Here is a 22,471-nt window from a genome sequence, read left to right on the forward strand (position 1 = left end):
ATGAAAATACAAAGGTTTGTAAATTGTTTCAACCACTTACTATCCAAACTCGACTCGGTGGATTTTACTTTTTCTACTATTCCATTGTTGGCACATTCATGCCGTATTGGAATTTATATCTCCAAGATCAGGGATTTAATTATCAAGAAATTGGTGTTTTATCATCAATTGCGATTGTAACACGTTTTTTTGCACCTTTAGTTTGGGGGTGGATTGCTGATAAATCTGGTAAGCGAATGTTGCTTGTTCGGATAGCAACTTGGATGGAATCTTGTATATGGTTAGCTATTTTTATAGTTCCAAATACTTTTCAATCAGTTGCTTTGCTTATGCTTATTTTTAGTTTCTTTCAAAATGCGATTTTAGCTCAATTTGAGGGAGTGACTTTATTTTGGTTGGGTGATCAAAAAGCTAAACTTTACGGCAAAATTCGTAAGTGGGGATCGGTTGGGTTTATTGTTGGGGTATTCACTATTGGGGCTATTTTAGAAATAGTGCATATTTCAATGCTTCCAATTTTACTATTAATTATCGCGTCACTAGCGTTTATTTGGTCTTTCACAATCCGCGAACCTGATAGCGCGCCTACTTCCCAAAAATATTTAGAACCTTTACTTCCTGTTCTTAAGCGCCCAACAGTGGCTGCATTTTTTGCAATTGAATTTATTCTACTTTTTTCACATGCGCCTTTTTATAGTTTTTATAGTAATTTTCTGAAATCTTTGAATTTCAGTACGACTGAAATTGGATTTTTATGGGCCATGGGCGTTTTTGCTGAAATTTTTATGTTTTCAATTGCCTCAAAGATTTTTCAACGCTTTTCGTGGTGCAGTTTAGTCGTTGTGTGTCTGCTGGTGACGAGTATACGTTGGATGCTAGTTGCAGTATTTTCACATTATTTTATTGTTCAACTTTTTGCGCAGTGTTTACATGCCTTTAGTTTTGGTTTATTTCACTTGATTGCAATGAGAGTTATTTTTCAAAACTTCTCTGCTGGACAGCAAGGGCGTGGACAAGCACTTTATAGCACCATGTGGGGGTTAGGTGTAGCTTTTGGTAGTGTTCTGGCTGGGCATTTCTGGAAAACTTTTTCTGGTGAACTCATCTTTATGTGTGCCAGTGTGGTTGTGCTCTTAGGTTTGTGCTTTGTAAAGTGGCTTCCGAAACAGGTCGATTCTTTAACCACCTAAGCTTGAGATAATGCAAAACACAGAATTTATATTGAAAAAAGCAAGTAAATATAAAATTGTTTGATGACTTGTTGTGACACGTTACAGTTGAAAAATATTGTTTTTATATGGTTATGGAGCAGTGATTTTGTCAAAAAATATGCTAACTTAACTTCATGCGTTTAATGATTAATAAATCTATGAAAAATATTTATATTATTGGATTATTGTGGGCTTGTTCTGGTTTAGCTGTGGCAGAAACGGCTACTCAACAGCCAGCTGAACAACCCGTTCGGACTGCAAGTAATCCTAATGCTATACGTATTGTTACGCGCCCTGAAATTATGGGATTGTGGGGAATGGAAATTCCAAATAATAAGAAATGTGTGGAATATTATAACTTTCGTAGTAGTAATGATGTAGTGATCAAAAGCGGTCAGGAATGGTCTTATGGTATCTATGAATATCAACCATCTGATGACCCTAAAGAGCAGCTAGCCGCTTTAGTAATGCAAATTAAATTTGACAATAATAAAGTAGATTGCTCTGGTCAGAAACAAGACCAAACAGGTGATGTCTCACAGTATTTTGTACAATGGAAAAACGACCATACAATCAATTTCTGTTCAACAGCTAAAGGTGAGCAGTGCTTTGCGACTTTACGTCGGGTATTACCATAAAATTATAGATATAAAAAAAGCCTCTTAAAAATAAGAGGCTTTTTTTATTATGCAGTTTCAGCTTTCTTTTCTTCGACTTGCTTTAACAAGTGTTTTTCAAGGTAATGGATATCCATTGCTTGAGAGCAGAAGCTTTTATCTTGCAAAATAAGATCTTTATGTAGAGGAATATTTGTTTTAATTCCCGTAAGGATCATTTCATCTAGCGCTTGACGCATACGAGCAATTGAAGTTTCACGGTCTTTACCATGAGAAATCAGTTTAGCAATCATAGAGTCATAGTAAGGTGGAATGCTGTATTCTGGGTAGATATGAGAATCTAAACGAATACCAGCGCCGCCTGGCGCATAGAAACTTTCAATTTTACCTGGTGAAGGTAAGAATGTTGTTGGATCTTCTGCATTGATACGGCATTCAATTGCATGTCCTTGAACTTTGATATCTTCTTGTTGAAGCTCTAGTCCTAGGCCACCAGCAATGCGTAACTGTTGTTCAATAATATCGACACCAGTAACCATTTCAGTTACAGGGTGCTCTACCTGAACACGAGTATTCATTTCAATGAAGAAGAATTCACCGTCTTCAAATAAGAATTCAAACGTACCAGCACCACGATACTGCATCAACTGACAAGCATGAACACAAGCTTCTAAAATATCAGCTCGAGCTTGCTCTGGTAGGTTTGGTGCAGGTGCTTCTTCTAGTACTTTTTGATGGCGGCGTTGTAATGAACAGTCGCGGTCATATAAGTGAATTGCATGACCATTACCATCACCAAGAACTTGAACTTCGACATGGCGAGGTTTTTGTAAGAAGCGTTCCATGTAAACGGTATCATCACCGAACCACATTTCTGCATCGCGCTGCGCTGCTTGAACTGATTCAAGTAGTGTATCTACACGCTCAACAATACGCATACCACGACCACCACCACCAGAAGCCGCTTTAACAATAAGCGGGAAGCCGATTTCTTTCGCTTCTGCCAAGGCATTGTGGATGGTTACTGCATGGTCGCAACCTGGTACAGTAGGTACGCCAGCTTTTTTCATGGCAACAATCGCAGAAACTTTATTCCCCATAAGGCGGATATGTTCTGGACGTGGACCAATAAAAGTAAAGCCTGAACTTTCTACAATTTCAGCAAACTCAGCATTTTCTGAAAGGAAACCATAACCCGGGTGAATAGCATCAGCACCGGTAATTTCTGCAGCAGTAATAATTGCCGGGATATTTAAATAGCTATCACTACTTGCGCCCGGACCAATACATACTGCTTCATCAACAAAACGTAAATGCATCAAATCCTTGTCGGCATCTGAATAGATACCAACAGTCTTGATTCCTAATGTTTTACAAGCCCGGGTAATACGTAAAGCGATTTCACCACGGTTTGCAATTAAAACTTTTTGCAACATAGACGTCCCCGGGGTAATTACGCGCGATAACGGAATAAAGGTTGACCGAATTGGATAACTTCACCATTTTTCACTAAAATTTCTTCGATCACGCCACTTTGAGTTGCTTCAATTGGGTTCATGATTTTCATTGCTTCAATAATACCCAAAGTTTCACCAGCAGATACTGTTTGGCCTACTTTAACAAATGGTGCTTCACCTGGGCTTGGAGCAGCGTAGAACACGCCAACCATTGGAGAAGTTTCAACTGCTCCACGCGGTGTTTTTGCAACTGGTGCTTCTGCAACAGGAGCAGCCGGAAGTGCTACACCAGCCGCAGCAACGACAGGATTGCGACGAGTTAAAGCGATTGATTGATCACCTTCTTTAACTTCGATCGCTTGCAAGTCAGACTCAATCATTAAATCGATGAGTTTCTTAATTTTGCGGATATCCATGGGCGACTATTCCTAAACTAGTTTGGGTTAGATGGTTGAATTTTTTCAATAGCGTAATTGAGTGCAAAACGATAGCCTTTTGCACCTAAACCACAAATCACGCCAATTGCTTTATCAGATAAATAAGAATGATGTCTGAATGTCTCTCTTGTATGGACATTCGACAAATGTACTTCAATAAATGGAATGGCAACGCCAAGTAGGGCATCGCGTAGAGCAACTGAAGTATGGGTGAGGGCTGCAGGGTTGATAATAATAAGTTCTACGCCTTCAGTTTGTGCTTGATGAATACGATCAACAATGGCACCTTCCCAGTTGCTTTGAAAAGTATCTAATGTGATTGAAGCTTGTTGAGCTTGGCTAATAAGTTGTTGGTTAATATCATCTAAGGTAAGATGACCATATACTTCTGGTTCGCGTTTTCCCAGCAAATTCAAATTCGGTCCATGAATCACCAAAATGGTCGAACTCATTCAGATTGCTCCAGCTCTAAAGTTGCAAATATTCTTTGCAAGATGTCTGCAAAGTTTGCTTATTATGGCATATGTTTCTACAATTTTTTTATAATTTGTTTTCATCGTCGCAGAAAGGGTATACCAAATTCGGCTTATATATTGTAAATTTTGCGATGATTTAGCAATGTTAAAAAATGACAAAATTTCAAGTAATTTAATGGAGCTTATTTTAAACTGAATTGACAAAAACAGTTCATGTATTTTGTGTAACGGTTATAGAGTTCTCTCCAATCACTAATAGCTCATTCCATCGAGTTAGATAATTTTTTGAACGGTGACATTGTTTCATGTGCCAAGATGGATTACGGGAATGATAACCGACTTGTAAATAGTGACTGCCAAATCGGTTACGAACTGTGCTGAGCGTTTGCATTAATTGTTGTCTTTGCTGAATCAACTCAAGAGGTTGCCATAAATCATCAATGTGATGTTGACGAGGATGCAAACCACAAAATAAAACTCCAATCTTTATATATTTTTTATTTTCTTTATATAAAACATCAATTTGCTGCATGGCTGCTTTTGTTAATATGCATAAATCATCTGTTGCATAATTTAAGCCTATCGCTTGAGAAGATGCTTTTTTATAAGGTGGTTTATCTATTTTTTCATAAAGCAAGACTTGAACGCAGGCACAGAGCTGTTCTTGTTTCATTAAACGGCGATGAGCACGGTTGAGATGAAAAATAAGTGCTTGCTTAATAATTTCAATGCTGGACAAAGCTTGAGCAAAACTACGTGATGCTAAAATTCGTTTGGTGACAATTGCAGGATCGTCGAGTTGAATACAGGATTGGCCTTTTAGCTCACGAATGGTACGCGCCATAACCACAGAAAAAGCTTTTGCTAGATGATGCTCATTGGCAAAAGTTAAGTCTAAGCATGAATAAATCTCATAACTCCGTAATTGTTTGACTAATTGATAGCCAATTCCCCAGACTTCTTTGACTGAAGTGTGTTGCATGAGGTCTTCAAGAAGCAGAGGATCTAAAGTGGTGAAATTACAAATTCTATTAAAGCTTCTAATTTTTTTAGCATAGTGATTGGCTAATTTTGCTTGAGTTTTTGAATATCCGATGCCAATACAACAGGGTAAGCTTAACCATTCTTCTAAGGTTTCTACGACTTTGACACAATAAGAATGAATATCTAGAGATTGAAGGTAAGGGGTAAGGCGAATAAAACATTCATCTATAGAATAAGCTTCTAAATCATCGGGCGAGAAAAACTCACCAAGAACTGAAAAAAAGCGACGTGACATTTCAGCATACAAAGTGTAGTTGCTTGAATAGACGTGTACACCTGCTTGAAGAGCTTCTTGTTCGATTTGATACCATGGAATACCCATTTTGATACCCATATTTTTTGCTTCTTCACTACGTGATACAACACATCCGTCGTTATTAGAAAGTACTACAACTGGTAGGTCAATAAGTTTGGGATTAAATAGTCGCTCACAACTCACATAACAATTATTAATGTCTACGAGCGCGTAAATTTCGCGGTGTGAGATTTCCATTATGATTTGCCCCATTAAGAATATTGGTAAAACTACATATTGATATTGTTTTCATAAACACAGTGGGAGGAAGTGTTGGATGAAAAAGTTGCATCTTGAATATGTAACAAAATCAAGTTAACAAAATTTTTAGCAGAATACTAGGGTGGTTCTGTGGGTTTAACTTAGGTTAACCATGGAAAAAATAGATAAGGATTTAATATTTTTAATAAAAAAAGGAGACCGTATTGATCTCCTTTTTGTGACACATTGAATGTCAGTTTTTGATTACCATTTATGGCTATAAGAAACTTTCAGCGTTGCACCATTTGCTACTAAATGGCTAGTGTTAGTACCAGATCTTAATAATTGGCTATAGAGAGGGTAGTACTTGCGGTTAAACATATTCTCTAAACCAATCGTCACAGTGTCTTTTTTGTTAAGCGCAAAGCTACTGATTAAATCTGCTGTTGTATAGGTTTTTACATCAGCACGACCAGTGATAGTAGCATCATTTAAACGGTAATCTTTTGAACCGAAGTAAGTCGCTTGTAGACGGTTGGTCCAAGTTTCCGTTGGGCTATAAGAAATATAACCTGTGAGTTTTAATGGTGGAATACGGAAGCCCGTCATGTCTTGTTCAGCACCATCTTGCGGTTTTTCGCGACCTTTCATCCACGTAACACTACCACCAGTTCCCCAAACATTAGCATCGTCAAGATAGTCAAAAGTTGCTTCAACACCACTAACTTTTTCTTTGGTTCTAGTAAGTGCCAGACCATTGCTGAAAGACTGCACAGCGCCTAGATCAGAAGTAGAGTGGAAGACTGCTAAGCTTGATGAAAAGTTATTGAAGTTCCCTTTCCAGCCCAACTCATAGTTATCAACTTTTACAGGTTCTAAAAATGAAGATGATAATTCATAATTTTTTTTCTTATCAGTATTATCTGCATTACGAATAATCACACCCACATCAGGTAATTGGAAACCTTGATTAAACGATGCATAAATCGAGTGCTGGTCATTTGGAGAGAAAGTCAAATTGGCATTGTATAACCATGCATCAGCTTTTACTTTCCCACCTTGATATACATAAGGGTTTGGCTTATATGATTGTGTTTTAGGATCAAATTGTGATAATGGAATAAAACTATCAATTTGGGCATAGCTATCTTCATAGCGTGTACCTGCTTCAGCCGACCATTGATCATTAAAGCGATGTTTTAACTGTACAAAGCCACCAACACTTTGTGTGGTAAGTTCAGGTAAATAAATGAGCTTACCAGTTTTTACAAAATCTAGGCCACCAGATTGGTCATAAATATCAGGATTGAAAGTATCTAAAGGCATTTCGCTTTTTTCACGGCTAAAGTCACCACCCCAAACTAGGGATGTATCACCTAAAAACTCAAGTGGTGTGGTAACAGTTAAACGGCTACCGAGTATGTTATTTTCTTGATAGATCTGATCTACGTTTCCACCCCGATTCGGATTTTTTCGTGCATCAAATGGTGAAAAACGTGTAAAGAAGTCGCGGTAATAAATTTGAGCATCAATCTTATTGCCAAAAAAGTCCTTATGTTTATAGGTTAAATTGTAGATTTGGTTTTCGTTTTTAGTCTGGTCTTTAAGCTTTAAGCCTTTAATGGCTTTTGCTGGTACAGTTCCAGCAGGAGCATTCTTAACGCTTGGGTCAGATGCATAATCTGAGTCTTGCTCGGCATTATAATAGTTTGCAGCAAACTGTAGGTATTGGTTGTCATCAATATGGTAACCAAGTTTACCACCTACGCTGTAAGCATCGGCATCATATAAATCGCCTTGACTTGGTTCCGGTGCAACACGGTCACCACTTGCATCGTACGGACTACCAATACGTTGGTAACCAAAGTCGAGCGCATAGTCAAAAGCGTTAAAGCTGCCTGTGAAATATTGATGAATATCGCCACTTAAAGCATTAGAACGGAAATTTGTTAAAGGTGTTTGAAGCCCAACGACTGTTTTTGCTGTAGGTTCGCCACCAGCCGCTTTCGTAGTAATTGAAATAATACCGCCAGAAGCACCGCCACCATAAATTGCGTTACTGCCTCGAATCACTTCAATGTTGGCAATGCTTTCAGGGTCAATTGCTGAAAGTCCTCTTGATGTGTCGCGTGTCAGGTTTATTGGAACGCCATCGACCAAGATGAGAGCATTACGACCACGTAAAGTTTGACCATAATCGGTAATGGTTCGGCTTGAGTCTGATAGGCCCGGTACGGCTTTTGCTAAAACAGTTGCAATACTGCCAGATGAACCATTTCTTAAAAGTTCAATTTGTTTTTCATCTAGTTTGGTGACTTGCTTGGCAGAAGTAGAAAGTTCATCTGCGCGTGAAGCGGTAATTGTAATTGTAGGAAGTGCCTCAGGCTTTTTTTCAACATCTGTTGTCTCAGAGGTTGAGGCTGCAAAGGCCGAGTTTGAGAGAAAGATGGCCCCACCAAGTGAAAGGAGTGGAATGATATTTTTTACTTCAGACTTCCTGGTAAAAAGTTTGTGACTTTTTATCTTATTTCCCATTGTCTCGCCCTGAGAGTGATTTTAAATTGAGCGAATTATAAATGAGAATCATTGTAATTAACAATATGATTAATTGCTTAAAAATAATATATTTGAAATTTATTCAATGAATTAGGGGAGTAGGTGTCTATTCCCCCAAAAAATTGAATAGTGATTAGATTTCTTTAAAAGCATTTAGGTGATTTTGATGGGCACGACGAATAATGCTACGGTCATCACCAAGCACAAAAAGCAGAACGGATTGTTGTTTCCACGCTGCAATATCCTCTGACTTTCGAGGAATAGCACAGAAATGTTTTTGACTATTTCTAGTCTTAGCATACATCTCTTGAACTTTTTCTTTCACTTTTGGATGACTGGATTGCCACGGCAGTCCCATAGATTGAGAAAGGTCGGCAGCACCCTCAAGAATAATATCGATACCTTTGTTAAAAATCATAAAATAACCGTGACTTATATCACGTTTAATTAAGATAAATTCATCTAATTCAATTTTATATTGATTAGTATTTTAGGATATTTAAGGCTTAACTTTTTATTATGTTTGATTTTAATTTACGAATAAAATTGAAATTTGCTGATAAAATGTAATTTTTTTATTATTGAATATTAATAATAATAATTATCATTTGTATTTGCAATTAAATATGGATATTCTCCGTAGGTATTTATCCCTCCACAGAGTAATCCTGATGAGATCAATCACAAATAAAATTGCCTTGCAGCATTTAGTGAACTCATATTTACAAGAAACAGGTCATGGACGTTTTCTCTCTTTAACAGAACAATCTCCTCATTTGACAGAAAGAGGTAAGGGCAAAGTTTTACTGAGTATCCCTTTACATGCAATCAATGGGTTTCTTTATGCACCGATTGAGTATTTTAGTCAGGTAGGGCGGCACCGTTTTGCTGACTTGCCGTGGGTCGAGCGGGAAGGTCAATATTTGGCACTTAGTCCTGTAAATATTGCGTCAAATCTACTGGAAAATTTAATTGAACAATCCAAAGCTCAGCAGCTTGATGCATCTTCATTGCTGGAATGTTGGATTCAGAGTCACAAAGCACTGCAGCAATTTCTCAGTCATCGTGAACCAAATTTTGATCAGATTATAGCAAAACAGCAAAATTTTATTCAGAGTGAACAGGCATTGGTACTTGGCCACAGCATGCATCCTTCACCCAAAAGCCGACAGGGTTTTGTACAAGATGACTGGAAGATTTTTTCACCTGAAACACAGAATACCTTCAAAATGCAATTTCTATATGTGCACCCAGAACATATTGCTTCGGATAATGCACATAAAATTGATATTCCTACACAGTTCAAACATGATTTAGAACCATATTTCAATGCGTTCCACCGAGCAAAAATAGCTCAGTTTTCTGAATATGCCTTGTTGCCTTTACATCCATGGCAGGCACGTTATCTAAAGGATAAGGACTGGTATCAACAGCTTCTACATGAAGAGAAATTGATTGATTTTGGCGCGTTAGGCTGGGATGTCAAAGCAACAACTTCAGTGCGTACGCTGTACAGTGAGCAATCACCTTGGATGTTCAAGGCATCAATGACTGTGGCTGTGACTAATTCAGTTCGGGTCAATCTGTATAAGGAATGCCACCGTGGTTTGTTGAGTTATCAACTGTGGCATGATGATTGTCTAAGTGAATTCAGGCAGCGAAATCCGAACCTTCAGGCTTTGAGTGATCCTGCTTGGATTGCATTGAAATTTGGTGGTCAAGTGCTGGATGAAACCATCTGTATTTTGCGTGAAAATCCATTTAAGGTCAGTGATGATGTGACTTGTATTGCTTCATTGTGTCAGGATCATCCTATATTGGCAAAAAATCGTTTCAGTGAAATTTTTGCAGATATTTCAAAACAAACAGGTCAATCTCAGTCACAAGTTGCCTTGCTGTGGTTTGATCGCTTCCTGGAAATGACCATTCTACCGTTGATGGAGTTGTATCATGAATATGGAATGGCTTTTGAAGCACATCAACAGAATACCTTGATTGAACTGGAACAGGGTATGCCTAAAACAGTATGGTTTAGGGATAATCAAGGATTTTACTATATCCGTGAGCTTGCCACAGAAATTTTGAAACATTATCCGACATTGGCAACAGATGGTCAGGCAGTATGCCCATTGTCACTGGTAGATGAACGTTTCCGTTATTACTTTATTGGTAATACCTTATTCGGTCTGATTAATGCCATAGGTATGACTGGCGCCGTTCAGGAGCAACAATTAATAGAAATGCTGCAATCCTACTTGTTGCAGGCCTATCAGAAATATCCTGAAAGCAATTTATTAAAGACTGTTTTACATCATGAAACTTTTCCTTATAAAGGCAATATGATGACACGTCTGTATGAGCTGGATGAGTTACAAGCTGATATTTCTCAGCAATCAATCTATGTTGATTTAAAAAATCCACTCTATGTTAGACAAGTCATTGAGGAGGCCGACTATGCTTGATTTCATAGGTGTTGGTCTGGGGCCCTTTAATCTAAGTCTTGCTGCGTTGGTGAATCAGCATGCTTCATTGAAATATTGTTTCTTTGAAAAACGGGAAAATTTTGACTGGCATGCAGGATTACAGCTGCCAGGTGCGATGTTGCAGGTCCCTTTTATGGCCGATTTGGTCAGTCTGGTTGAGCCGACAAGCCCTTATAGCTTTCTGAACTATTTAAAGGCACAGCAACGCCTCTATAAGTTTTACTTTCGTGAGAATTTGTATATTCCGCGCAAAGAATACAACCATTATTGCCAGTGGGTGGTGCAGCAGTTGCATGATCTACATTTTGGTCATCGAGTGGTGGACGTTGCTCCAATCTCTGGCGGTTTTCAGGTGATTGCTGAACAGTGTGGACGATTGTCCATTCATCAGACCCGTAAACTGGTATTGGGGGTGGGAACGGTGCCGCGATTACCCAAACCCTTACAAACAATTTCAGAGCAAACTGCATCTTGTCTGCATTCTTCCAGCTATCTACAGCAGTGTACCGATAATCTTTCTGGCAATGTGGTACTGATTGGCTCTGGTCAGTCTGCAGCGGAAATTTTTATTAATTTATTTGATCAGCAGATTTCATCAGAAACAGGTAAGCCCAAATTCCATTTGTATTGGTTGACCCGCTCTGCAGGTTTTTCACCCATGGAAAATACACCATTGGGTCTGGAAAGCTTCAGTCCAGATTACATGCGTTATTTCTACCATTTACCAGAAGCTCTCAAAGATACTTTGCCAACTGCGCAGGCCCACTTGTACAAGGGCATCAGTAGCAGAACTATTCAGGAAATCTATGAGCGCCTTTATCACCGTAGTATTGGACAAGCGGATACCTATGTGACTATTGCCGGCAACTATCAGTTGGAGAATGCACAGTTACATGGGCCGAATAATATTCAACTTGAATTTTTACAGACTCAGCAACAGCAGGTGTTGAAACTTCGGGCAAGTACCGTGATTGCAGCAACGGGTTATCAATATCCTGCACAGACTTTCCTGAATAAGTTAAAGGACGGGATTGTATTAGATACCCAGCAACGCTGGAAAATTAGTGAGCATCATCAACTGCAGTATCAAGGGGATGGTGAGATCTATATACAAAATACCAGTCTCCAACACCATGGCGTTGGAACTCCAGATCTGGGCTTGGGTGCATTTCGTTCCGCACGGATTGCCAATCAGATTCTGAAAGAAAACTATTTTGATGTAGATGGGAAACAAGGCTTTCAGGATTTTCAGCTGGATAGTCATGCCTTGACGACTGAATTCAAGATAAATAACTCCCGAACAAATACAGTCATGCCGCGTCCCTCTGGGAAAACCGATGATCAGTATTTAAAAGTCATGAGCAAATAACACAGGGGACAGGAGATGGCTGAACAGCCACAATCACTGTTGCAAGCAGAAAATCCTGTATCTACAGGGTTACAACGTTGGGTGATGATCTGTGTGATGTTGGGGACTGGCACCGTCAGCATAAACAACAGTAGTTTTAACCCCGCTATTCCTCAGTTGATGCATGATTTTCAGATTAATGAAACAGCAGTTAGCTGGGTCATGGTTATTTTTCTGCTGAGTATGAGCCTGAGTCTATTGCTTACAGGTTATTTGAGTCAGCGATTTGGTAAACGTCAGGTATATCTGACTGCGCTGACAGTTTTTGGTTTGAGCTCGCTGTATGGTGCTTTTGCAGGGCATTTTGGAACTGTACTGCTGGTTCGTGCTTTACAAGGCTTTTCAAGTGGATTGATGATCCCATTGTCTCTGGGAATTATATTTATGGTAACTCCGCCTGCGCAGCGGGGTGCTGCTACAGGGTTATGGGGTGCCATGATCATGCTGACTTTGGCATGCGGACCCATGCTGGGTGCACTGGTTTTGGTGTGGTGGAACTGGCAGGTGTTATTTTTATTGAATGTTCCGCTGGCGATCTTTGCATTAGTGATGGGGTTAAGGTGGTTGCCGTCACAGCAGACTAATGTGAAATTGCTTCGTTTTGACTGGAGTGGTTTTGTACTGCTTGCTGTGGGTATTGTAGCGTTGCTGCTCAGCTTGAGCAAAATCCAGCAGCTGAGTGACATCCAAACGTCTGAGTTTCTATTGTTGTTCAGTACAGGCATTGCGGCATGTTGTGGCTTTTTCTGGTTTAGTCGTAATAAGCCCAATGCTTTAATTGACTGGCAACTATTTACCAGTAGTGGTTTTAACTACAGTGTGATTATTTCAGTTGTACATACTATCGGACTATTCATTACCTTACTCCTGATTCCACTGCTGTTACAAAATACTTTAAAGCTCAGTCCAGTGTGGACAGGGCTGATCCTGATGAGTAGTGCGCTGACCACCAGTCTATGTAGTCAATGGGCGGGTAAATATCTCGATCAACATGGCGCCCGGCAATTAATTTGTTTTGGTCTTCTGTTGACTGTTGCTGCATTCGCTGGTTTGGCATTGATTCCAGGTACACATGTTATATCCCTGATGTTTTGTATGATCTTGCACGGGCTGGGATTTGGTTTGTCCTATATGCCAGCGACAACAGCTGGATTAAATAGTCTGGAAGATCAAGAACTGGTGACTCAGGGAGCCGCTGTTAATAACTTACTGCGCCGGATTTGCGCTGCAATTGCTGTCGTGGTTGCTGCACTCTATCTGCAAATTCGTACACACAATATTCCATATTTACCAGAACCCGCAATTGCTCAAATTCATGCGATACGGGAACTGTTTTTGATCTGTGCAGGCGTAATGCTGTTGGCATTACCCGCGGCATGGAGGTTTCCGAGTCAAAAGCAAGCGGACGTTTTGGTCCAAAATCAATAAAGGTAAAAATAATGGGCAATTTACATCCAGCACTTTCCACGACCACACATTCTGTGAATACAAGTACTTTGGCTTGGCAGCAACCTGATCAAGCCACGATGAAAAAAGTTGAACAGCGTGTGATTAAACAATTGCTACAGGCATTGATTTATGAAGAGGTGATTCCAGCCCAGTTTGAGGATGGTGTTTTTTATATAGATGTGATCAATTCACAAAGGCAATCGGTACGTTATATAGCTGCAGGACAGCGACATCTCAGTTTTGGCCTAGTACGCATGAATGCTACAGATGTCATCCGTGAGGATCATCAGGGACAGAAAACGGTTGCACAATTGAATTTAGTCATTGATGAGGTTATCCGAAGTATTCCACAGGCAGCCCAGATTGATGGTTTTATCAGTGAGTTGAAGCGAACTTTTATTCATGATGTGCAGTCTCAGCACTGCCAGAATGAGTATGTACTACCAGCAGCACAATATAGTTATGATGTGCTGGAAACCTATCTGATGGATGGTCATCCCTATCATCCTTGCTATAAATCCCGAGTGGGTTTTAATCTGCAGGATAATCTGAAATATGGGGTGGAATATGCACAACCTATCCATCTGGTATGGATTGCAGTACATCAGTCCATATTTTCCCATAATGCATCCAGTCATTTAAATGCGGATGATTTCCTGCAGCAGCAGTTGACTGAACAGGATCAGAAAGAGTTTACAAAGGTTTTGGGTCAGCAAAAAAATGCAGATGAGTATATTTGGTTACCCGTTCATCCATGGCAATGGGAAAATACTATTGTGCATGTGTTCTTTAAGGAAATTGCTGAACAGAAGATTGTTTATTTGGGACGAGGCGAATATGCCTATATTGCTCAGCAGTCACTGAGAACACTGACCAATTTACAACATCCTGAAAAGCCTTATATCAAATTGTCCATGAGTCTGACAAATACCTCAAGTTCACGGATATTGGCGACACATACAGCAATGAATGGGCCGTTAATTACAGATTGGCTACAGGGTTTAAAAAAGAACAGTGAAATTGCCCAAAAATTGGATTTTGATATTCTTGGTGAAGTACATGCCTCAGCAGTGGATTTCACTCGTCTACCTAAATCACATGCCAAACAGGCATATGGAACTATTGCCAGTTTGTGGCGTGAAAGTGTTCAGCAGTATCTAAAATCTGGTGAAGATGCTATTCCTCTGAATGGAATTGGTCATGTCCAGAAGGATGGGAAGTTACTGATCGCACCTTGGCTGGATCAGTATGGTGTGGATGCATGGGTTGGGCAATTGCTGTCTGTGGTCATTCAGCCAATTCTATATTTACTCTTTGCTGAAGGAATTGGAACTGAATCGCATGGGCAAAATATTATTTTGGTTCATCGTAATGGCTGGCCAGTACGAATCATTTTAAAGGATTTTCATGATGGGGTCCGCTTCAGTCCTGATCATCTGACCCATCCAGAAGCTTTTCCTGCCTTGCATGCATTACCTGCGGAACATGCGAAAGCTAATCGCATGTCATTTATTCTCACGGATGACCTAAATGCGGTGCGGGATTTTAGTTGCGCTTGTCTATTTTTTGTTGCATTGAGTGATATCGCGATAACACTACAACAGCAGCTTGGCTTTAGTGAACAGGTCTTCTGGCAAAAAGCAGCAGATATTATTCATCATTTTCAGCAGCAATATCCTGAACACCAGTCACGCTATGCGGTGTTTGATGTCTTTGCAGAGCAATATTGTATTGAATCGCTAACCCGCCGTCGCTTATTCGGTGATGGTGATGTACAGATGCGTTATGTAAATAACCCTCTGTTCCATTTCCGTCAGCCTGTTTAGGGGGATAAATAAATGAATACCATGGTGTTTTCACCTGCCGTTTCAGGGCAGGAGATATTGATGGATTTGGTTAATAGTCTACTTGCTGAGCAATATATTTCAGAATCGGAGATCCTAACAAAGGATGAGGCTCAACGACTATGTACACAAAGGTTTCAGCGTGGACTTGAAACAATTTTTGACAGTTATACAGCTGGAGAGCATTTTGCAGTTTTATTTAATTCTGCACAGACTGAGTGTTTGATTCTACCGCTGAAACAGGGTTTGAAACAGCGTTGGCAGATGTATGTTGGAGCATCAATCTGTAAGCTTAGCTTGAACGAAGCACAGGATTATCATGTTCAGAAACTAAGTGCATTGCAGCTATTTGACTTCATGCAGCAATTACACTGCTTCAACTCTGCTAATACATCAAAACTGGCAGATTTTCGTGCAGATTTAAAACAGGCAATGTTGCATGCAGAATTGTCTCAGCAACATCAATTGTCCTTCTCAGAATGGTTAACTCAGCATCCCGCAGACTTATTTATACAGCTTGAGCAGTATGCTGCTTTGCGGGATCGTCCCTATCATCCGCTGGCCAAATTAAAGGACGGTTTTAGTCCCGATGAATATCAGTATTTCAGTCCTGAATTTGCTCAGGATATGAATGTTCACTGGGTTGCAGTAAATAAAGAAAAGTTGGTCTATGGGAAGGATATTACTGAGATCAGCAGGCAGCAACCTGCACGTATTTTTCTGAATGCGGAACAGTTCCTGATATTGAAACAGGAGTGCGATGAAAAAGCGCTGGGGGATAGCTATTTAGCAATTCCCCTACATGCGTGGCAGTTCAAGCATGTGCTGTCCGACAAATTTTCTGAAGAGTTGCACCATAAGGATATTATCCCTTTAGCGTTCCAGTCTAGCGGCTGGTACGCCAGTTCGTCACTAAGAAGTCTTCTTTCAGTGACACAGCCACAGGATAGTCTAAAATTACCACTTGCAGTTAAGTCTTTGGGTTCATTGCGTTTTTTGCCGATTGTAAAAATGATCAATGGGCAAAAAAATCAGCAATTATTGCAGCTTGCTAAGCAAAAAGATGAGGTACTGAAGAGACGTCTGTGGTTATGCGATGAAAATCAATGGTGGGCATATCTTCCAGACCAACAGGATAATTTAACGCCAGATAATTTAATGCTGTTCAATGAACGGCCGATGCATCTCGCTGCACAGCGCCGTAGAATTCCTGCTGAGTTGTTACAAGCACCTTATCAGATTATTCCTATGGCTAGCTTAGGGCAACTGATGGATGGGCAGGGATGTGTATTTGATTTGATTCTAAAATGGCAGAATTTAACGATCACACCACAGCATATCTGCAATACTTTTGCTGCATTATGCCGTGATTTCTTTGAGGTGAATTTGCGCCTGTTCCGTCTTGGTCTGATGGGCGAAATTCATGGCCAAAATATTTGTATTGTACTAGAACACGGGCAATTCGCTGGTTTCATGCTCCGTGACCATGATTCTGTCCGTATTTATCAGCCGTGGATGCAGCAGCAGGGTCTGCCTGATCCGGAGTACCTGAGTCCACATGATTTTCGTATTACATTGTATCACGACAGTGTGAAAAGTTTGATTCTCTATCTGCAAACACTCGGTATACAGGTCAATTTGGCGAGTATCTTGGAAACTGTTGCAGAGTTCTATCAGATTGACTCGGTGGATTTATGGCGCGTATTGGCTCAGCAATTACAGCAAGCACTGGATGATGTGCCATTTACGGATACAGCCCGCGCTGAATTAAAACTTATCCTGTTTGATAGTGAGTTGTGGCCATATAAGCAACTGATCCGTCCCCTACTTGAGCAAGATAATCGGGTGGGAAGTATGCCAAGCAGTATGGGAACTGTGCCGAATGTATTCAGGAGTGTTCTTTAACTTCATGAATAGAGAAAACTCAGGCGTGCAGTCAAAGATTACAGTATTGAATATTGGGTCTGATTTTAAAATGACAGAATCTGATATACCAGTACTTAGGCAGTTGCTGGCTGAACGCCTGAATATTCAATTTGATGTGCTGCCTGTAGAGGGCCCGCAGATACTGAGTTTTACAGATCTGCTAAATCCCTCTACATGTCTGACAGCATTAAATGATTTTGGTTCCCGTGTGGGTGCAGTGAACTTAACCTGCGCTACATCCATGTTCATTAAATACTGGGCTGTTCCTTTATTATTTCCATATTTTTATGCCGTGACTTCTGAGGAAATTGATTTGCCATGGGAAATATCTTGTATTTCCACAGTATTGCCTCCTGACTGGTATTGGGACAGAACACTGCACCTGATTAATCTGCCTCAATTACAGCATGGAATCAGTAGAAAACAGCAATCTTTTGAAGGATATGTGCGATTCATGCTGGATGACCTGCAAAAGTTGTTTGATGTCCTCGCCCGTATAGGGAAAGTACAGAAATTTTTGTTGTGGGAAAATACTGCATTACGGATTCTGCAATTTTACGACATGATGAACAGAAAAGGAGGGAACCAAGCCTTACTCAGTCGTATCCAGTTTCAACGGCAGTTTTTGATAGATTTACCTGCAGCTGATCTGGGTCTAAAACAGAACCCATTTTATTTACTGGATCAGAGTCGGCAGCAATCGTCCACCACCTACCAACGTAAAAAATGCTGCTTTTATTTTCAGTTACCTGAAGCACAGAAAGAATATTGTGCAAGCTGTCCATTACTGAGACAGGATAAACACAGAGGTAAATACTCATGCAAGACCAGTTAAATAATTTAATCCAGAGCTATGCAGGTATTGCCAGTTCAACCATTGGTCATGTATTGGACCAAGGGCATTTACCACAGATTCATGCGATTAACCAAATTGGGCATGCAGTGGGCCGAGTGCGTACGGCTACATTGCATTCAGTCAATGGTATGGCACTGCGTCAGGCTTTGCTGAACAGCCAACCGGGTGATGTACTGGTCATTGATGCACGTCAGTTGGAACATCGTGCCTGTTGGGGAGAACAGAGACATCGCGCTGCCATATATCATCAGCTTGCCGCTGTAGTGATATTGGGTGCTGTAACGGATGTAACTGCTTTAAGAAACATGAAAGTCCCCGTTTTTGCTTCATCAGTCAGTTGTCTGACTACACGTCAGCAGGGAGAGTGTGTAGTGGAGTTTGACCAGAAAATAAAGGTGCGAGATACCTGTATTTCCCCTGGCGACTTAATGGTTGGAGATGCTGATGGTGTATTTATTTTGAGTCCGGATATTGCCCGTCATCATCTTGAGAAGTTTCAGCAAATGGAAATCCAAGAACGGCAGAAACGGGATCAGTTTTTTAGCGAACATTCAGCACAGGATTATTACCACTTTACTGTATCTGCATGAAATTGAATTGAGTAAATATTTATGATGACATTATCTTCACAGCTGTTGGATGAGTTCCATTACGAGGAAAGAGGAGTAGCTTATGGATTAAGAGCCGTGCAACTTCCGCAGGATTTTCCATTATTGTATAAATGGATGCATGAACCTCATGTGATTCCCCAATGGCAGTTGAATAAACCAGAGCTTGAACTGGCAGTTTATTTTGAAAAGATGATTTGTGATGATCATCAGCGGTTATTTATTATTACGATTGAACATACAGACGTCGGTTATCTTGAGATATATGAAGCCAAGCGCGATCGACTGGCGCTTTATTATGATGCTGATGACTCTGATCTTGGGTGGCATATTTTATTTGGTGAAAAACATGTGCTTGGGCAAGGGCATTTCAGAGCTGTCATGCGTATGATGAGTTATTTTATTTTTGAAAATACAGCTGCCAGTAAAATTGTGGGGGAACCGGATGAAAATGTAAAATCTTATGCCTATATTGCAGAAGATATCGCTTACCAAGCGCAGAAAAAAATAAAGATGTTAGAAAAAACAGCAGTTCTATATCATTGTTATCGAAATGAATTTTACTCACGCTGTGGAAGTTATCGGCAACGTGATGGACTAAATGAATCAGAAATGAGAGTACAGTAAAATATAATAAATCAACAACTTAATTTTTTATCTCAAATAGTCAGGACCAGTTTGATATATAGCATCATTTTTCATAATCATATGCTCCTACATACCATCTTAATCCATGATCAATTAAAGAATGAGGGGCAAGTTTTTTTGGGAAAACCTAACTCAGACTGTTAAAAAATTCGAATTTTAATATCTGTATTTCTCTCTAATAGAATAAGAGAGGCTACATGAAATTGTGAAAAATTGATTGATAATTAACCGTTAAACGTGACAAATCATTAAAAAAGTCCAGACACTAGGGTTGGACTTTTTATTAAATAATAAGGCATATTACGTTAATTTTAGAAAATTTAGAACAGTCCCTCCCAGTTCTAAATTTAATAATTTATAGTATAACTTAGCACAAAAGTACGACCTTCGGCTGGGATTGCTAGCAATGAGTTAGCATTGGTTACTGCTGCTTGTTGAGCGAATACAGTTTTATATTGATTTCCCCATAGATTATAGACACCAAAGTCCACACGACCTTTCGCCACAGGGAAATGTGCTAATACATCCATGGTTGTATAACCTTTAATCTCTGCTGCGCTATTACTATCACTCAGTCCAGCTGATTTTAACTCTAGATCGTCTTTATAAGCTTTATCAGTTCCTTTGATCGCAAGCATTTGAGCACGTACACCATAGCCTGCCGTATTATTCCATTCGGCAAACAACGTACCTTTCATTGGTGAAACTGCAAAAGCATTTAACTCATGCCAATTATTGGCTCCATCCTTGTACTGGCCTCTTGTATAACCTAAAGTCCCACCTACCTTATAATTTTCCATGAATGGGTAACTTACTGTTGCTTCAGCCCCATAAATTCGCTGGTCGGTATCAACAACATTTACAGAACGATCCGAGTTAAATTGAACGACTTTATCAGAAGTATTATAAAAACCTGTTAGGCCCAAATTTAAACCTTTATCTTGGTTCAAGCGCCAGCCTAGTTCATAGCTATTCACAGTGATCGGAGCGATACCAGACGTAGTTAAGGTATATGCTGCAACATCACGTAATACACGTTGCACATCTGGATAACTGTAGCCTTGTGAAAAGTTAGCATAGACTTGCTGAGCATCAGTGAGTTTATAGACAGCACCTAGGTTAAACAGGAATTTATCTGAATCTGTAGAGTCTGCAGCCATTAATGTATACGGCTTACGTGCAGTTAAATAGCTGTCTGTGTCCGCTTGAACATATTGGTAACGCACTCCAGCTTGAATATTAAGCTGATCTGTTACTGCATAGTCCCCTTGTATAAAGGTACCAATATTCTGAATTTCAGTATCTGGTCCTGAGCCTTGTTTTTCTCCAGTTGGGGTATAAACTAAACCATTATTGCTTGGTGTATAGTAGTCTGCCCACTGATGATCTTTTTCCCAGTCATAGTCTAAGCCATAAGTTAGTTTTAAATCACGATCAGCAACAATAAGATCAGACTGTAAAGTTGAACGAATACCTGCATAATCCACATTTGATTGACTTTGCTTTACACTAACACCATCAGCTGAATAACCATAAGGGACAAAGCGTGACTTCTCCTTTCGATAGTACGCTTCCACATTCAGAACTTGACCTAAGAAATCCTGATTTTGGTACTGTGTATTAAAAGCATAACGTTCAGTAAACGGCTGATTATCTAAGCTCCAACCTTTGACAGCTTTGTAAGATGGATCTGTTTTTGTGAGCAAATAAGAATAATCAGGCCCATATTCTGTATCTTGTTCATCTTTATAGTACTGAGTACCAAAACTAAGAGTCTGATTATCTGTTAAATTAAAGTTTACACGACCATTCACATCAATAGTGTCAGTATCCATAGTGCTACCCTGCCAAGGGCTTAATGAAATACGATCTCCATTACCATCAAATTGAGAACCTCGATTGGTATAGTCTATGCCAAGAAAACCGTCGACTTTATCATTTGAAAATGAAGCCGTTTGGCCAACTTGATAAGCCAGGCTGTCACTGCGGAAATTATCGGCCGATGTCACACCTAATTTTGTTTGAAAGCTAACAGGCTTAGACTTGTCAGCACGTTTGGTAATAATATTAATAATTCCGCCAGTCGCACCTGAACCATAGATACTGGTCGCACCTGAAACTATCTCAATATGATCAATCATATTTGGGCTAATACTATTCAACTGACGGGCTACATCACGTGAACCCGTTTGTGATACGCCATCAATCATCACCAGTACATTACGTCCACGCATAGTTTGACCATAATTACTACTCGTTCCACTGCTTGGTGCTAAAGAGGGAACTAGTTGTGTCAAAACATCTGCAACTTTACGACCTGGACCAGCCTGTTGCGCAATTTCATCAGCAGAAATGGTCTGAACTGTTCCTGCAATTTCAGCAATGCTTTTGGGTGTACGTGTCGCTGTTATCACAATTGTCGGAAGTTTAGCTTCAGCATTTTGTGATTCAGTAGTTATTTTAATTGAATCATCGGCATAAAGATGGGTACAAATTGCTGTTGTAAGGAAGCAAAGACTGAAGTGTGACAAGCGCATTGTTATACCCAATTAGTAAGTATTAATATTGATGCAAATAGTATTCATTATCATTACAGATGTAAATAGTAGTCATTACTATTATGGATATAAAATCTTTATTGGTTATTTAACATGGTAAGCCCCCCCTAAAAATACAGGGTTATGCGATTATGGACGCCCTAGTGAATTTTCCAGCTTATAAGGGGCGAGTGGATTTTGGAATTTATAACGTGTGGAATAAAGACTATCACACGGTTTATAGCCAGCAGTCAGAAATTACCTTTTCACCAGTATCTAGTATGCGGACCTAAGGGCATACCTTTGGTTTGAGTCATACTTTTAATTATTAATTGATTTTAGCTAAAAGCTGGTGCTGAGTATTTAAATTTCGCTTATCATCAGCTTTTTTATTATTTATATAATTCAAATTTTTTAC

16 protein-coding genes and 1 pseudogene are annotated in these 22,471 nt (G+C 39.7%); 10 read left to right on the forward strand and 7 right to left on the reverse strand.

Annotated elements, in window-relative coordinates; all coding sequences use genetic code 11:
* Nucleotides 1–23: 23 nt before the first annotated feature.
* Entirely contained in the window at nt 24–1,190 is a 1,167-nt protein-coding gene (locus ACYU0V_RS07260) for an MFS transporter (RefSeq protein ID WP_461849581.1), read from the forward strand.
* Between the two features lie 155 nt (nt 1,191–1,345).
* Nucleotides 1,346–1,849: a hypothetical protein gene (locus ACYU0V_RS07265; protein ID WP_002115710.1), complete on the forward strand. Its 504-nt coding sequence runs from the start codon at nt 1,346–1,348 to the stop codon at nt 1,847–1,849.
* Nucleotides 1,850–1,896: 47 nt separating this feature from the next.
* On the opposite strand, the gene accC is transcribed toward ACYU0V_RS07265, so the two are convergent.
* The 6 genes and pseudogenes from accC to ACYU0V_RS07295 form a co-directional block, all read right to left on the reverse strand.
* Nucleotides 1,897–3,264 carry an acetyl-CoA carboxylase biotin carboxylase subunit gene (gene accC / locus ACYU0V_RS07270; protein WP_002115704.1) on the reverse strand — a complete coding sequence of 456 codons (1,368 nt, stop codon included), beginning with the start codon at nt 3,262–3,264 and terminating at the stop codon, nt 1,897–1,899.
* Between the two features lie 17 nt (nt 3,265–3,281).
* The gene (gene accB, locus ACYU0V_RS07275) at nt 3,282–3,701 is read right to left on the reverse strand and encodes an acetyl-CoA carboxylase biotin carboxyl carrier protein (protein WP_000354611.1); all 420 of its coding nucleotides are present in this window, start codon (nt 3,699–3,701) and stop codon (nt 3,282–3,284) included.
* 17 nt (nt 3,702–3,718) lie between these two features.
* Nucleotides 3,719–4,174 carry a type II 3-dehydroquinate dehydratase gene (aroQ, locus tag ACYU0V_RS07280; RefSeq protein WP_461849587.1) on the reverse strand — a complete coding sequence of 152 codons (456 nt, stop codon included), beginning with the start codon at nt 4,172–4,174 and terminating at the stop codon, nt 3,719–3,721.
* A gap of 235 nt (nt 4,175–4,409) precedes the next feature.
* On the reverse strand, nt 4,410–5,735 hold the full coding sequence (locus ACYU0V_RS07285; protein WP_461849589.1) for a Y-family DNA polymerase: 1,326 nt from the start codon (nt 5,733–5,735) through the stop codon (nt 4,410–4,412).
* 267 nt (nt 5,736–6,002) lie between these two features.
* The gene (locus tag ACYU0V_RS07290; RefSeq protein WP_461849591.1) at nt 6,003–8,273 is read right to left on the reverse strand and encodes a TonB-dependent receptor; all 2,271 of its coding nucleotides are present in this window, start codon (nt 8,271–8,273) and stop codon (nt 6,003–6,005) included.
* 154 nt (nt 8,274–8,427) lie between these two features.
* Nucleotides 8,428–8,700 (reverse strand): annotated as a pseudogene (locus ACYU0V_RS07295) (HpcH/HpaI aldolase family protein); the annotation flags it as partial.
* 265 nt (nt 8,701–8,965) lie between these two features.
* Here ACYU0V_RS07295 and ACYU0V_RS07300 point away from each other — a divergent pair.
* From ACYU0V_RS07300 to ACYU0V_RS07335, 8 genes are read left to right on the forward strand one after another with little or no spacing between them, the layout of a single operon-like run.
* The gene (locus ACYU0V_RS07300; RefSeq protein WP_461849592.1) at nt 8,966–10,756 is read left to right on the forward strand and encodes an IucA/IucC family protein; all 1,791 of its coding nucleotides are present in this window, start codon (nt 8,966–8,968) and stop codon (nt 10,754–10,756) included.
* Nucleotides 10,749–12,146 carry a lysine N(6)-hydroxylase/L-ornithine N(5)-oxygenase family protein gene (locus tag ACYU0V_RS07305; protein WP_151283583.1) on the forward strand — a complete coding sequence of 466 codons (1,398 nt, stop codon included), beginning with the start codon at nt 10,749–10,751 and terminating at the stop codon, nt 12,144–12,146. The genes ACYU0V_RS07300 and ACYU0V_RS07305 overlap by 8 nt, the downstream gene beginning before the upstream one ends.
* Before the next feature lie 15 nt (nt 12,147–12,161).
* Nucleotides 12,162–13,613, forward strand: coding sequence for a DHA2 family efflux MFS transporter permease subunit (locus tag ACYU0V_RS07310; protein ID WP_104074384.1), 1,452 nt, complete (start codon nt 12,162–12,164; stop codon nt 13,611–13,613).
* 11 nt (nt 13,614–13,624) lie between these two features.
* A complete protein-coding gene (locus ACYU0V_RS07315; protein ID WP_461849594.1) occupies nt 13,625–15,460 on the forward strand; it encodes an IucA/IucC family protein in 1,836 nt (611 codons plus the stop codon).
* A 12-nt stretch (nt 15,461–15,472) separates the two neighbouring features.
* The gene (locus tag ACYU0V_RS07320) at nt 15,473–17,383 is read left to right on the forward strand and encodes an IucA/IucC family protein (RefSeq protein ID WP_063099021.1); all 1,911 of its coding nucleotides are present in this window, start codon (nt 15,473–15,475) and stop codon (nt 17,381–17,383) included.
* On the forward strand, nt 17,361–18,239 hold the full coding sequence (locus ACYU0V_RS07325; RefSeq protein ID WP_063099020.1) for a (2Fe-2S)-binding protein: 879 nt from the start codon (nt 17,361–17,363) through the stop codon (nt 18,237–18,239). The genes ACYU0V_RS07320 and ACYU0V_RS07325 overlap by 23 nt, the downstream gene beginning before the upstream one ends.
* A complete protein-coding gene (locus tag ACYU0V_RS07330; protein ID WP_104074386.1) occupies nt 18,224–18,850 on the forward strand; it encodes an RraA family protein in 627 nt (208 codons plus the stop codon). Before ACYU0V_RS07325 ends, ACYU0V_RS07330 begins: the two co-directional genes overlap by 16 nt.
* 21 nt (nt 18,851–18,871) lie before the next feature.
* Entirely contained in the window at nt 18,872–19,495 is a 624-nt protein-coding gene (locus tag ACYU0V_RS07335; protein WP_104074387.1) for a GNAT family N-acetyltransferase, read from the forward strand.
* A gap of 368 nt (nt 19,496–19,863) precedes the next feature.
* Here the strand turns inward: ACYU0V_RS07335 and ACYU0V_RS07340 are convergent, their stop codons facing one another.
* On the reverse strand, nt 19,864–22,053 hold the full coding sequence (locus ACYU0V_RS07340; RefSeq protein ID WP_104074388.1) for a TonB-dependent receptor: 2,190 nt from the start codon (nt 22,051–22,053) through the stop codon (nt 19,864–19,866).
* Nucleotides 22,054–22,471: the final 418 nt, after the last annotated feature.

Source organism: Acinetobacter sp. X9 (assembly GCF_054889255.1).

Coding starts and splice junctions, on each gene's coding strand:
- ACYU0V_RS07265 (WP_002115710.1), top strand. CDS start 1,346: ATGCGTTTAATGATTAATAAATCTATGAAAAATATTTATATTATTGGA.
- accC (WP_002115704.1), bottom strand. CDS start 3,264: ATGTTGCAAAAAGTTTTAATTGCAAACCGTGGTGAAATCGCTTTACGT.
- accB (WP_000354611.1), bottom strand. CDS start 3,701: ATGGATATCCGCAAAATTAAGAAACTCATCGATTTAATGATTGAGTCT.
- aroQ (WP_461849587.1), bottom strand. CDS start 4,174: ATGAGTTCGACCATTTTGGTGATTCATGGACCGAATTTGAATTTGCTG.
- ACYU0V_RS07285 (WP_461849589.1), bottom strand. CDS start 5,735: ATGGAAATCTCACACCGCGAAATTTACGCGCTCGTAGACATTAATAAT.
- ACYU0V_RS07290 (WP_461849591.1), bottom strand. CDS start 8,273: ATGGGAAATAAGATAAAAAGTCACAAACTTTTTACCAGGAAGTCTGAA.
- ACYU0V_RS07300 (WP_461849592.1), top strand. CDS start 8,966: ATGAGATCAATCACAAATAAAATTGCCTTGCAGCATTTAGTGAACTCA.
- ACYU0V_RS07305 (WP_151283583.1), top strand. CDS start 10,749: ATGCTTGATTTCATAGGTGTTGGTCTGGGGCCCTTTAATCTAAGTCTT.
- ACYU0V_RS07310 (WP_104074384.1), top strand. CDS start 12,162: ATGGCTGAACAGCCACAATCACTGTTGCAAGCAGAAAATCCTGTATCT.
- ACYU0V_RS07315 (WP_461849594.1), top strand. CDS start 13,625: ATGGGCAATTTACATCCAGCACTTTCCACGACCACACATTCTGTGAAT.
- ACYU0V_RS07320 (WP_063099021.1), top strand. CDS start 15,473: ATGAATACCATGGTGTTTTCACCTGCCGTTTCAGGGCAGGAGATATTG.
- ACYU0V_RS07325 (WP_063099020.1), top strand. CDS start 17,361: ATGTATTCAGGAGTGTTCTTTAACTTCATGAATAGAGAAAACTCAGGC.
- ACYU0V_RS07330 (WP_104074386.1), top strand. CDS start 18,224: ATGCAAGACCAGTTAAATAATTTAATCCAGAGCTATGCAGGTATTGCC.
- ACYU0V_RS07335 (WP_104074387.1), top strand. CDS start 18,872: ATGATGACATTATCTTCACAGCTGTTGGATGAGTTCCATTACGAGGAA.
- ACYU0V_RS07340 (WP_104074388.1), bottom strand. CDS start 22,053: ATGCGCTTGTCACACTTCAGTCTTTGCTTCCTTACAACAGCAATTTGT.